The 11664-nt window shown below is 60.7% G+C and carries 14 protein-coding genes and 2 pseudogenes; 8 read left to right on the top strand and 8 right to left on the bottom strand.

The features are described 5' to 3' along the window. Window positions 1-8: 8 nt before the first annotated feature. The 4 genes from AC0L2M_RS21065 to AC0L2M_RS21050 form a co-directional block, all read right to left on the bottom strand. Window positions 9-542 (bottom strand): c-type cytochrome, encoded by a 534-nt coding sequence (locus AC0L2M_RS21065; RefSeq protein ID WP_473535787.1) that lies wholly within the window; start codon window positions 540-542, stop codon window positions 9-11. Between the two features lie 2 nt (window positions 543-544). Continuing rightward, window positions 545-1408 (bottom strand): substrate-binding domain-containing protein, encoded by an 864-nt coding sequence (locus tag AC0L2M_RS21060; RefSeq protein ID WP_473535786.1) that lies wholly within the window; start codon window positions 1406-1408, stop codon window positions 545-547. Continuing rightward, entirely contained in the window at window positions 1389-3161 is a 1773-nt protein-coding gene (locus AC0L2M_RS21055) for a methanol/ethanol family PQQ-dependent dehydrogenase (RefSeq protein WP_473535869.1), read from the bottom strand. The genes AC0L2M_RS21060 and AC0L2M_RS21055 overlap by 20 nt, the downstream gene beginning before the upstream one ends. A gap of 104 nt (window positions 3162-3265) precedes the next feature. Next, window positions 3266-4045 carry a GlcG/HbpS family heme-binding protein gene (locus AC0L2M_RS21050; RefSeq protein WP_473535785.1) on the bottom strand — a complete coding sequence of 260 codons (780 nt, stop codon included), beginning with the start codon at window positions 4043-4045 and terminating at the stop codon, window positions 3266-3268. A gap of 70 nt (window positions 4046-4115) precedes the next feature. On the opposite strand from AC0L2M_RS21050, the gene AC0L2M_RS21045 reads away from it, so the two are divergent. Next, window positions 4116-4346: a hypothetical protein gene (locus AC0L2M_RS21045; protein ID WP_473535784.1), complete on the top strand. Its 231-nt coding sequence runs from the start codon at window positions 4116-4118 to the stop codon at window positions 4344-4346. Window positions 4347-4466: 120 nt separating this feature from the next. Here the strand turns inward: AC0L2M_RS21045 and AC0L2M_RS21040 are convergent, their stop codons facing one another. Beyond that, window positions 4467-4655, bottom strand: coding sequence for a hypothetical protein (locus tag AC0L2M_RS21040; RefSeq protein WP_065008877.1), 189 nt, complete (start codon window positions 4653-4655; stop codon window positions 4467-4469). A gap of 157 nt (window positions 4656-4812) precedes the next feature. Here AC0L2M_RS21040 and AC0L2M_RS21035 point away from each other — a divergent pair, with 157 nt between their 5' ends. The 3 genes from AC0L2M_RS21035 to AC0L2M_RS21025 all read left to right on the top strand — a co-directional run bounded on the left by AC0L2M_RS21035 (window position 4813) and on the right by AC0L2M_RS21025 (window position 6534). Next, a complete protein-coding gene (locus tag AC0L2M_RS21035; RefSeq protein ID WP_473535783.1) occupies window positions 4813-5184 on the top strand; it encodes a KTSC domain-containing protein in 372 nt (123 codons plus the stop codon). A gap of 120 nt (window positions 5185-5304) precedes the next feature. After that, window positions 5305-5514: a hypothetical protein gene (locus tag AC0L2M_RS21030; protein ID WP_065008904.1), complete on the top strand. Its 210-nt coding sequence runs from the start codon at window positions 5305-5307 to the stop codon at window positions 5512-5514. Window positions 5515-6108: 594 nt separating this feature from the next. Next, window positions 6109-6534 (top strand): hypothetical protein, encoded by a 426-nt coding sequence (locus tag AC0L2M_RS21025; RefSeq protein ID WP_473535782.1) that lies wholly within the window; start codon window positions 6109-6111, stop codon window positions 6532-6534. Between the two features lie 1014 nt (window positions 6535-7548). Here the strand turns inward: AC0L2M_RS21025 and AC0L2M_RS21020 are convergent. Continuing rightward, window positions 7549-7725, bottom strand: a pseudogene (locus AC0L2M_RS21020) (KTSC domain-containing protein); the annotation flags it as partial. A gap of 315 nt (window positions 7726-8040) precedes the next feature. On the opposite strand from AC0L2M_RS21020, the gene AC0L2M_RS21015 reads away from it, so the two are divergent. The 3 genes from AC0L2M_RS21015 (at window position 8041) to AC0L2M_RS21005 (ending at window position 9430) form a co-directional block, all read left to right on the top strand. Continuing rightward, window positions 8041-8574, top strand: a complete 534-nt coding sequence (locus AC0L2M_RS21015; RefSeq protein WP_473535781.1) for a Ros/MucR family transcriptional regulator — start codon at window positions 8041-8043, stop codon at window positions 8572-8574. 194 nt (window positions 8575-8768) lie between these two features. After that, window positions 8769-9206, top strand: a complete 438-nt coding sequence (locus AC0L2M_RS21010; protein ID WP_473535780.1) for a trimeric intracellular cation channel family protein — start codon at window positions 8769-8771, stop codon at window positions 9204-9206. After that, a complete protein-coding gene (locus tag AC0L2M_RS21005; RefSeq protein ID WP_473535779.1) occupies window positions 9140-9430 on the top strand; it encodes a trimeric intracellular cation channel family protein in 291 nt (96 codons plus the stop codon). The genes AC0L2M_RS21010 and AC0L2M_RS21005 overlap by 67 nt, the downstream gene beginning before the upstream one ends. 32 nt (window positions 9431-9462) lie before the next feature. Here AC0L2M_RS21005 and AC0L2M_RS21000 read toward each other — a convergent pair whose 3' ends face one another. Further along, a complete protein-coding gene (locus AC0L2M_RS21000) occupies window positions 9463-9906 on the bottom strand; it encodes a nucleotidyl transferase AbiEii/AbiGii toxin family protein (protein WP_473535778.1) in 444 nt (147 codons plus the stop codon). Window positions 9907-10116: 210 nt separating this feature from the next. Between AC0L2M_RS21000 and ligD the strand changes: the two genes are divergently transcribed. Then, window positions 10117-11109 (top strand): non-homologous end-joining DNA ligase, encoded by a 993-nt coding sequence (ligD, locus tag AC0L2M_RS20995; RefSeq protein ID WP_473535777.1) that lies wholly within the window; start codon window positions 10117-10119, stop codon window positions 11107-11109. Window positions 11110-11131: 22 nt separating this feature from the next. On the opposite strand, the pseudogene AC0L2M_RS20990 reads toward ligD, so the two are convergent. Beyond that, a pseudogene (locus AC0L2M_RS20990) lies at window positions 11132-11314 on the bottom strand (SOS response-associated peptidase family protein); the annotation flags it as partial. Window positions 11315-11664: the final 350 nt, after the last annotated feature.

Genomic DNA, 11664 nt, shown 5'->3' with positions numbered 1-11664 from the left:
AAAGCGTCTCACGGCGACTTCCCCAGTGTCGCGGCATTTGGCAGGCGATTTTCGGATGGGTGCACCATCATATCGTCGTCGCGCCCAGGCGCGGCGGAGGAGGGTACGTTGCCGCTCAGCGAGCGGACAAAGGCGGCAAGTTCCCAGATCTGGTCGTCGGGGACCCTGTCACGGAAGCTCGGCATCCCGTTCGGGCGTCCGTCTCTGATCGTGGCGTGGATGCTTTCGATCGAACCGCCGTAAATCCACTTCTCGTCCATGAGCGCTGGTCCCATGCCGCCACCGCCATTGGCATGGCATCCGGAACAGTTGAACCAGTTGAACAGACGTTTGCCCTGGCTAAGATGGAACGCGTTTGCCTCGAACGCCGCTGCCTTGTTGTCGGACGGGGACGGCCGCTCGCCGCCTGGCGCAAGGACAGTGACCGGCGTCGGTTGCTCGCCCGAGCCGAGCGCCGACTGAGGGCGGGTGTCGCGTTCCTCGCGCTGGCATCCCGCTATGGCGAGCATTGCGAACAACAGCAAGGGAAGGCCGCGGTTCATCTTCAAGGCGCTCCAGCAGTGTCGAGCCGGGGCATGCCATACTGCGCCAGAATCGCATTGATCTCGGCGCTGTGCTTTGCGAGGGCAGCGTCCACTTCGCCGTGCAGCGCATCATCCTCGTGGCGCACGCCCATTGAGATGTCGTAGATCATCGGTAATTGCGGACCGTCTATCCGAGGTTCAACCGGCGTAATCCGCAGCGCCACCTTCTGTCTGGCGGCAAAGTAGCCGGCCAGCGGGCCCCAGACGACGGCCATATCGATATCGCCGCTCGCGACCGCTTCGATGATGCGCGCCGGAGGGTTCGGCGCAGAATAGTCGCCGTAGACCGGGAAGCCGATGAGATGGCCGACGATCCCGCGGCGTCCGAGCGCCTGGACGGGTGGGGAGTTGGCGCCATCATCGCCGATCAGCTGGACACCGATGCGCAGATTACGCAAGCGAGGATCGTTGAAGGACCTGACTTGCTGTGCCTCCTTGCGCGTCACGAATACGTAGGACGAGCGATAATAAGGCGCGGTGGTGCGCAGCAATTCGAGATTAGCTGGCGTGCCGGGGACGAGATCACACAGACCGGCTTTCAACGTGTTGCGGATGAAGCCGCGGCGCTGCGCCCACCAGGTATAGGAAAGAGTTGCGCCAAGTTCCCTGGCGACAATCGCCGCGATCTTGTTTTCAAAGCCTTCCCCGCCAGCGTTGGAGAAGGGCATGTTGTTGGGATCGGCGCACACCCGCAGCTCGCGCGCATTCGCCAGGGCGGCAACAAGGGAAAAGGCCAGTGCACCGATTATCTCGGCAAAATGCCGGGAACGTATTCTCCCCCTTCGCGCAGGCCCGCCGATCGCTTCAGGGCAGCCGGAAAACATGCAGCGTACCTCCCGGCGTGGTTACGTCCTTGAGATCCTTCATGACATTGGCGAAGCCGAGCGCAGCGGTGGCGTCGCGCGGGTCGAGATCTCCCGACACGATGGCACCTGCCCAGCCACCGACACCCGACAAGATCGCGACATATTGGTGCCCATCCGGACCGCTATAGGTGATCGGCTGGCCAATGATGCCGGAAGAGGTCTTGAACTGCCAAAGCAGTTTCCCGGTCGTGGCGCTCACCGCCTTGAACCAGCCTTCCATGGTTCCGTAGAACACGACGTTGCCGGCCGTAACGACCGCGCCGCTCCACACCGGAAAGTTCTCCTTCAGGATCCAAGCCGGCTTGGCGGCAGCGACATCCCAGGCGGTGAAGACACCCCGATGTCCACCCGGCCCGGGAATCATGCGGACATTCATGCCGACATAGGGCGTGCCGGCGATGTAATTCACCTCGACGCCTTCTTCGTCCATGCACAGATTGTTGTGCGGGATGTAGAGCAAGCCGGTCTTGGGCGAGAATGCCGAGGGCTGCCAATCCTTCAGGCCGGACGCGGTCGGGCAGATGTTGCGTACGACCTTGCCGGTGCCGGTTTCTTTCTCGGGGTTTACTATCAGCCGGCCTGTCTTGAGGTCGACTCCCTTGCTGGAATTGACTGGGCCGAATGGTACCGCGGACAAGACCTCGCCAGTCATGCGATCCAGCAAGTAGACATAGCCGTTGCGTTCCGGCCGGACGAGCACCTTGCGGGGCTTGCCCTGCCAGGTCATATCCAGCAACACCTGCTCGTTGATGCCGTCGTAATCGTGCAAATCGTGCGGGGTCCACTGATAGAACCATTTGGCAGTGCCGGTGTCGGGATCGCGGGCGAAGATGCCGGACGTCCACTTGTTGTCGCCGGGTCGCAGGTCGGGATTCCAGGGACCGGGATTACCGGTACCGTGAAAGATCAGGTCCAGGTCGGGGTCATAAGAAATCCAGCCCCACACATTGCCGCCGCCGATTTTCCAGGCGTCCGGCGGCCACGATGTGACGCCGAGATCCTTGCCCTTGTCCATGTTGTAATGTGGCTTGAAGTCCGGGCCGATCAGCACCTCGGCATCCGGGCCGGTGCTGTAGGCCGTCCAGATGACATGCCCGTCGCCGGCGTCAAGCGCCTTGATCCAGCCGCGCACGCCCATTTCGCCGCCGGAATTGCCCACCAGAACCATGCCCTTTACCACCAGCGGCGCCATGGTGATGGTCTCGCCGATGTTGATGTTGCCGATATGGGTGTTCCAGACCGGTTTGCCGATCGCCGCGTCGACCGCGATCGTATGTCCGTCGAGCGTGTTGAAGTAGAGACGCCCATTGGAGAAAGCCGCACCCCGGTTGACCACATCGCAGCAGGCAACACCCTGCGCAGCAGGCTCGGGATTCGGCTCGAACTTCCACTTCATCGGTGCGCCGGGTTTGGTAAGATCAAGCGCGTAGAGGATATTGGGAAAAGGCGTCACGATATACATCGTGTCGCCGACAACCAGCGGCGCAGCCTCCTGGCCCTTGTTCACGCCGGTCGAGAAGGTGAAGGCGACCTGCAGGGTCTTGACGTTGTCTTCGGTGATTTCAGCGAGTTCGCTGTAGCGGGTCGAGGCATAGTTCTTCGCCGGCATCGTCCACTGGCCATCGTCAGGTGGGGCTGCTGCAGCAGGCGGCCTTATGGCAGGATCCGCCGCCTGGGCCACCGCTCCGGCCACGAGCGCGAAGCCCGCCAGCAAGGTCCAGCCGATCACCCCCAATTTGGTACGACCATCTATCCTGGCCACTGCCTTGTATCCTCTCTGGCAGGCCGCCCCAATCTTCACCGCCAGCACCTGTCTCATTCGTGCATCGAGCCGCCGACCCCGGCGCCGAGCTCCGCTGCTATGTCCGCCTCGCTTCCCGCACACAATGGATGGCCCCAGCCGGAAGCGCTCTTCCCGCCAGGGTCAAGATCATAGACGATGGCGTCTTTGCGATTTGGATTGACGCCGGCCGGCACTTTGTCCAATCCAAGCGCAGCACGCGTGCGCCATGCGACATTGTGATCGGCACAGGGGGAATCGCCGCTTACACCAAGCCCCCCGATGATGCCTTTTTCATCGTAAAGCGCCAGGCCGCCGCCAAATGCGACTATGCCCCCGACGAGCTTTCCCGTCAGCGGGTCGCTGGAACTTCCAAATGCAGCAGGATTTCCGGTATAAGCGGCCGCCTGGTTGACAGGGTTGGTGGCTTGCAGGCCGAACAGGGGTCCGCCGGGCTGGACCGCCGCATAGAGGTTAGCGGTCGAAAGGGCCATGTGGGCAAGGCTGAGCCCGTTGGCCGTACTGGCCTTTTCGGCTGCGACCAGACGGCTGCCGGGCCATTGCGCGTCGGCCGTGGGACCGCTGTAGGCGACGGCGCAGACTGCTCCGTCGCGAGCCACGACCGCCGCCCACTCATGGGTGTCGAAGCCGCCATTGCCAGGGCCGCCACTCGCCTTAACGCTCGCCTTGAGGGCGCTGAGCAGTCTGCCATGGTCAGCAGGGCACGGCGCCTGCGCCCAGGCTTTTTGCTCGACGTAGCCGATCGTTAGCAGAAACAGACCCAATGCTACTGAGGCAGTCCAATGACGATCCATCGCCCGCGCCGCGTTTATTGAACTCCCTAACGCATGAGAGCCGCAAAAGTGCCCAGCGTCATGAAATAAGATGCAAGATTGGATTGGCTCGGAAAGCAGCGCACTTGCGTTCGAACTGAACGGTTCTGCGCCGCTCTCGGTTCGAGTCCAGATTCGCATCTGCGGAAGAAAAGCGAGGTCAGCTTCCTCACCGCCGCCCTGGGCAAAAGCTCTCGCGCAAGCCAGCCTATTAGGCGATGTACTGGTTGAGGTCGGCATCATTGAAGAACTGGTAATCAAGATCACGATCAGCATCGGCTGAACTTGCAAACGCTTGGACCCGACAAATCGATCGTCATGCGGCCTCGCTGACGTCGATGATCAGGTCGTGGCGGGCGGCAGGGATGAGTTCGGCGTCGAACTGTCGGAACCGAGTGCTGGCTTAGTCCGCGCGGTAGATCAGGAACCGGGCGAATTGTGAGGGGCGGCAGATGATGGTCTTTCCGACACGGAGTGCCTCATAGGCCTGGCTGAACGTCATGCCGAAAGCCTTCTGCGCTGCTCGCGACGTGGCGGCGCGGTTGCAATCAGAGTCCTTCATGGTGAAACGGACACGGTCGTAGGAGATCATGGGCAGGTGCTCCAGAAATTGGTGAGGTCATCGTAGGGCGGGCGCACGCGCCTTTCCCTCACCGAGGACGTCGACGAGCTTCGTTTGCTGTTGCGGTTGCGGGTTTTGGGTCGGATCAGGCGGTGGCGCGGGCACGATTCAGGAAATTTTGTTCCGTATGGAACACCGGCTGGGTGAGCCAGTTTGGCTCCTGCAGCATCTCGTGTGCAGACATGCTGCAGATCGGATTGCACCTCCGATCAGCCCGCGCCCTTATTCCTCCCGATGGGCGCGGGCGCCGGCCGGTGCTGCGCTTCGCGCGCCGAACGAAGGTGTGAACGTCATGCCGTCCACCTCGATACGCAGAACGGAATACGATCCGGAACGCAAAACCCTCTCGGTGTGGTTCGTGGCCAGCGGTAAATGCTACCAGTTTGAGGATGTGCCGCCGGAGACCTTTGCGCAGTTCCGAGCCGCCTTCGCCAAGGGCCGCTTCTTCAACGACCACATCCGCAATCAATTCCGGTACCGTCTGGTTGGCACTCAATAACGAGCTTCAATGGCCTGAACCTGTCGAAGTCCTACGGAGATGCGATTCTGCAACGGGGTGCCATTTTTTGGTGTATGATAATGCTGCACGAACAAAATCTCTGGGCGAAGGGGGTTTGTCATGCCGATTTGTGGAACAGCCGAGGATGCGGGTGTCTTCAACCCGACAGAGTTGGCGCTACTTGGCCGCGTGTTCAATCGCTTGAAGATTGACGGCCAATCGGAACAACAGCGCGAATCGCTCGCGTCCCGAATTATTGCCAATTACATGGCCGGTGTGAGGGACGAGGAGGAACTTCTTTCGGCTTCCAAACTACCGCTTGGCCGGTGAACTAGTGATGACTGTGAGTCACACGATCGAGGACGCGGCGGGCTTCGGCCAAATTCTTCTCTAGCAGGGCTTCGCTTTTCGAAAGGACATGTCCGCACCGACGCTCATGCTCTACGACCCTGTCTTGACAAGACACCGCGTTCTCGTAGTGAGTGACGAGGTTGGAATATAGCTGCTGCATCGTACTTCTCCCTGATTAGGCGAAAGCACGTTGCTCGCTCTCAAGCGCTCAATTGCCGGAAGGTATGGGCGACCAGGAAACCCTACGCTTCTTAAGGGCAAAGCGCCACCGTACACTCGCCAACCGTGCCTAAAGGTGCCAACCGGCGGTTGGTAGACGCGACGCAGCTGGCGAGCGTAGGTTCCTCCGATCCGGGCACAAGCCCCCCGCCCACCCCTCGTGCCTGGTGAACTACTGAAGCCCGCTGTGCCGAAAGGTGCGGCGGGCTTTTTTGACTTTCGTATGGAACACCCAGCTCAGGGAAGGCGTTCGACTCCTGCAGCATCTTCTCCTGTGAGCCAATGCTGCGAGATCGGTGTCCCCTCCCGATCAGCCCGCGTCCTTCCCCTCCGTAGGGCGCGGGTTTCATCCATTTGGCTTTGCGCTGGTCGTGGAACGTCTCTCGCGCGGAATCACGTTCTGTTTACTCTAGTAAGCGCGACGACAGCAAATATCGCAGCGGCCTGACAACGAACTGGCTGAAGACCAAGAGCTGGACCGTCGACGAGTTCGAACTGCTCGGCGTCGAGCGGGAGCCGGGCAAGGCGGCATTCGCGCTTTTAGCGGAACCCGGCACGGGGAAGTATGTCGGTTCGGCGTTCATCAGCCTGGGCCGCGACATGAAGGAGCGGCTGTGGAAGCGGGTCCAGGAACACGCTGGGCCGCCGCCCGAGGCCATGAAGAAGCGCCCGGCGCCGCAATGGGTCGGGCCTGGCGTAAAGCTGCGCATCAAGCATCTTCGCGGCGACCACAGCAAAATACGTCATGCGTCGTTGGTGGGTTTCAGTGACGAGGAGTAGGTCAGCACTGCTCAGAGCGCGGGCCGTTGAAATTGTTGGATTTTCATCCTGACAAGGCTTATAATTATCTTGGGCGGCGTTGTCGGATTCAGCGCACATCGTGCTCCTACCCATCCAAAGGAGGGTGAGGACATGAGAAAGCCTCTGGCGCTCATTTTTGAGGACGAGCCGATAATCGTCATGAGCATCGAGTCGTCGCTAAAAGCGGCTGGCTTTGCGGTGGCCTCAGAGCCAAGTTGCGTTCGTGCAAGACAATTTTGGCCCTTGTCCAGCCGGACGTCGTTATCCTGGACGTGCTCTTGCGGGACTGCGTTAGCTCTTCGGTTGCTGAAGAACTCGTGGCCCGCAATATCCCCTTTGTAATTTACAGTGCCACGGACATCGAGGGCCGAGGTGAGGCCTTCAAGGCCGGTACCTTTGTCGAGAAACCTGCGGACGAATGTGTGCTGGCAGCTTTGGCGAGTTCGCTGGCCGCGCACCGCGCACCGCGCACTCTGATCCCTTGGTGCCCGTTGTCCTCTTGGTTCGCTCATGAGGGACTCGATCTATTTGGAAGAGCGGCTGGCTAAAATCTGCGCCAGCGCATAGGATGTGAGATCGTCGGCCACGCATTTCGGGCGCTGACGCTTGGGGAGCGACCATCGCACTCCTGCCCCAAACGCGAGGCATTTGTGTGATGGCAAACGAACCAAGGCGGACCAGCCTGACGAACGAACATGTAAGCGCTCTCGCACGGGAGTCCGGTGCCACTGAGCAGGAGATACGCGATATTGTATCACTTATCGGCGTCGATCGGGCATCGATTCTGAGAGAAGCGCGTCTCTTGAGTCGTGGCCGAGGCCCGAAGCTTTAAGGCTTCGCTGCGGCGATCATCACGCACCTAGAGCACCACAAGATACACACAGGGCACGAGGGCTAGGCGGGCGGTGTGCCCGGTGCGCAGAAACGCTACGCACCCGCGGCGCACGTCTACCCAACTCAGTTGGAACGACTTCCTGCCGTCGAAGCTTGCCGTCATCCCGGATCGTTGCCGGTCGAAACCAGACGGTATCGGAAGTGATTACGGATGTGCTCGTTAAAATAGCGGCCCTTGGCAAAGGCGGCTTTGAATGCGGCGAAGGTCTCCGGCGGCACGTCCTCCTCAAATTCGTAGCGTTTGCCGCTGGCCACGAACCACCCCGAAAGGACTTTGCGCTCCGGATCGAGGTGTTGGCATGACGGGTCGCTCGATTAAAATCCGTCAACGATCGGAGATGCCGTCGCGTTCTTAGATAGGGCTATCTTATGGGACTCACCGTGCGGACCGCCCGCGCGGCTGTCGCATCCGCCGTGGAGCGACCGCGACCAGACTTGGTGGCAGGGTTAAACACCGCTCATCCTTATAATATTGACGAGGGATGTGGATTGTTAAAAGGAAACGGATTATTTGCCTGCCGGAGCGGGTAAATCACACTTCTTTGGTGAATCCGATAAGTTAGTGAGTCCGATAAGACAAAGGAATATTCTATGACCAATTCTCCCGAACGCGATGGCCAAACGGATATCGTGTCGATTGCCGCCGACATTGTTGCCGCCTATGTGTCGAACAATCCACTGCCGGTCGCCGAGTTGCCGAAGCTAATCGGCGATATCCATGCCGCTCTGCACGGGATCGGCACGCCGGCAACGGAACCTGTGGTCAAACAGCAACCGGCAGTCTCGATTGGGAAGTCGGTCACAGCGGATTACATCATCTGCCTGGAAGACGGAAAAAAGTTCAAATCCCTGAAGCGCCATATCGGAGTTCACTACAATCTGAGCCCTGATGAATACCGGCAAAAGTGGAATCTACCGGCCGACTATCCAATGGTGGCGCCGAGCTACGCGGCCACCCGCTCTGCTATGGCGAAATCAATTGGACTCGGGCGCAAGGCCGCGGTGCCGACACCCGCACCGGCAGCAAAACCAAAACGGGCTGCTCGGACGGCGGCAGCAGCAACAAGCCCAGCAGCAATCAAGTCGCCGATGAAGAAGGCGCGCAAGGCACCCGCCAAAGCGTAGCGGCTGAACCTGATAGCGGTGACGAACCTGAACAATAGACTTGGTGGAGGGAAGCGGCCCGCTACGCTTTTTATTCCATCCTCTTCGCTAGACTTTCTCCGCACAGTGAGCATTGGTTCTGTATTGACGCGTAGTCGAGCGTATGCAGCAGCGAAGGACGCGCTGCGGTCGCCAAACCCAAGCGGAAGATTCCTATGCTCTTCGACACGGCCGCCGCACTGCTCGACTGGCTGGGCTTGATCGTTTTTGCGATTTCGGGCGCGCTGGTCGCCTCGCGCAAGCAAATGGACGTAGTCGGCTTCGTCCTGCTAGGCACGGTGACGGGCATCGGCGGTGGCACGCTGCGCGACCTTCTTCTGGGCTTGAGCCCCGTTTTTTGGGTGCGGGAGCCTGCCGTTCTTCTCGCATGCGTCATCGTATCATGCGCAGTGTTTTTCACCGCTCACATCCCGCAGAGTCGCTACCGCTTGCTCCTGTGGCTCGATGCCCTCGGTTTGGCACTCTTCGCTGTCACGGGTGCGGAGCGCGCTTTGCTTGCAGGCTCAGGCGCGGTGGTGGCGTGGCTATGGGAGTGGTCACGGCCACCTTCGGCGGAATCATTCGTGACGTGCTGGGCAATGAAAGTCCAATAGTGCTTTCCCGTGAAGTCTATGTCACGGCAGCCCTTGCTGGGGCGATCGTCTTTGTTGTGCTCACGAATATCGGCTTACGTCGCGAGGTCGTGCTCGGGGCAGGTCTCATTGCCGGGCTGCTCGTGCGCGGCATGGCGTTGCATAAGGGATGGTCGCTGCCACGCTATCGCGAGCGGCGGGGGCGAACGCCCGATGAGATCGACCGCCTGGATCGAAGTGCATAACGTTCCCGAGCCCTGCCAGTCCGCCCCGGGCGCTATGCCAACAGGGACTCGAGGCGTATGGCCGGTCGCACATAAGCGCCATCACGCGGCTCGACCTCGGGATACCAGAGCAGCAGGGTCTGATCATCGGCATCGGCTTCGTCGAGCTCCACCCGTCCGGTGCCGTTCGTAATGTCGGCAAGTTGGGCGGTGAGGAAGTCTCGCAGCGGGCCTGTGATATACGCACGGCAGGCGTCCCGGATGGCGTCGAGCTTGGCGCGGCGCTTCTTGTTCGACAGTCCCTCAAGCTCTTCGACGGAGGCAGCCTCGTCGAGATCGTCGCGGAACACGGTAACGTCGATGTCCTCAGAAAAACGCTGGATTAGGCCATAGCCTTTTGACAGCGACGTGCCGCCCTGAAGCAGCCGTGGCTCGCCCGCAGGCCGTTCGTGGTAGAGCGCATTGAGGGCCAGCAGACCCAAAAAGCCTTTCGACATTGCCCACCGGAACTCCGATCCGATTGGCCGTGGCGAGGAACAGGTCGAGCCGGTCTCGTGGGAATGCCGCGATGATCTGAGCATCGGGATTCATGGCTTCGCCTCGCGCGGGTCCGCCCTCAGGATTTCGCGGAGGAACTCCTGCATACCGTCATCATGTGGTAGTCTGGCCCGCATGACGACGCTTCATCTGAATTGGCGTGGAAGACGGTGAATCCGGCAAAGCCGAATAGAACGCATCCGCCGAAATGGATCGAGCCTCAGCTGACGCGCCTAGTCGACGAAGCGCCCGACGGCCCCGATTGGCTTCATGAGATCAAGTACGACGGATACCGCATGCACGCGCGGATCGACGGCAGCGACCTCCGCTTGCTCACCCGCACTGGCCTCGATTGGTCGCATCGCTATCAAGCGACGATAGCGGCCCTCCGCGCGCTCCCGGTGAAAGAGGCATATCTCGACGGGGAGCTGTGCGCCGTTCGCGCAGACGGCGTCACCTCCTTCAGCCGCCTGCAGGCTGCTATGGACGCGGGCCGCACCGGCGATCTTGCCTTCTTTGCTTTCGATCTTCTGTTCCTGAACGGAGAAAGCATTGCGAAGCTGCCGCTCATGGACCGCAAGGCGCGACTGGAAGGCCTGTTTTCGACCGACATCCCCGGCCTGCGCTTCAGCGATCACGTGATTGGCGGCGGGCCTGTGTTCCGCAAGCACGCCTGCCGGCTTGCACTCGAGGGCGCTATCTCAAAGCGGATCGGCAGCGCCTATGCATCCGGCAATCGCGGCCTATGGGTCAAGTCAAAGTGTCTCAACAGAGAGGAATTCATCGTCGTCGGCTGGACCGATCCGACTGGAAGCCGGCCGCATATCGGCTCGCTGCTTCTAGGCTACTACACCGATGATGGTCGTCTGATGTACGCGGGCCGCGCCGGCACGGGCATCACGGTTGCAGAGCTCAAGCGATTGGCTCGCCGGCTTGCGCCACTTCAGACAGCTCGAATGCCCCTCGACGTTCCGCCGCCGCGCGAGAGCCGGTTCGCCTCGCCGCTTGAGCTGTCGCGCGTGCATTGGGTCAGGCCTGAAGTGGTGGTCGAGGTCACCTATCTCACCTGGACGGAAGACAATCTCCTGCGCCAGGTCTCGTACCAAGGCGAGCGTCAGGACAAGCCAGCCCGGCAGGTGGTGCGTTCCGTCCCCCATCCCTGATCGGCATCGGTCGCCGATCGCTTCATCCGACTTGCTCTACCTGCAGCGTGCCGGCTGGAAGGGGTTTGATCAGCGACTTCGCCAATACCGAAGCGTCAAGCCAGTCCGCCCACGCGCTGCGATCGAGGATAACAATCTGCCTGTCATGATAGGGCGCGATATCGGGCCCAGGCTCCATCGTCAGCATGGTGAAGGCTTCGCCGACACCCCATCGGGCTAACATGAGGACGCCGAGTTTTCGCCTCCAGTGCAGATAACCATCCTTTGTCTGCACGTTGCTTCCTTATCGCGCCCGCCACAGCGGCGCAGCCGCGCGGATGCAGCTACTTCCAATTCGTATGAGCACGCCCCTTAGTCTGCGGCCAGAACGAAATCGCGCGACGATCGTTCACGTCAGTGTGGATTACAGGTGCGGCTGTGCAGGCCCTATCGAGCTCGGCCCTAGCCAAGCTAACTGCGCCCCTTCACTAGGACCTATCCATGCAGAACAAGTCCCTAGCAGCCACTGGCTTTCTCTGCCTGGGCGTTCTCGTCTTCTCACTGCAGGACGTGATC

The sequence above is a fragment of the Mesorhizobium sp. WSM4806 genome (assembly GCF_055811635.1).
Note: the sequence above shows the minus strand (reverse complement) of the source record. Positions and strands in the feature narration are given on the sequence as shown.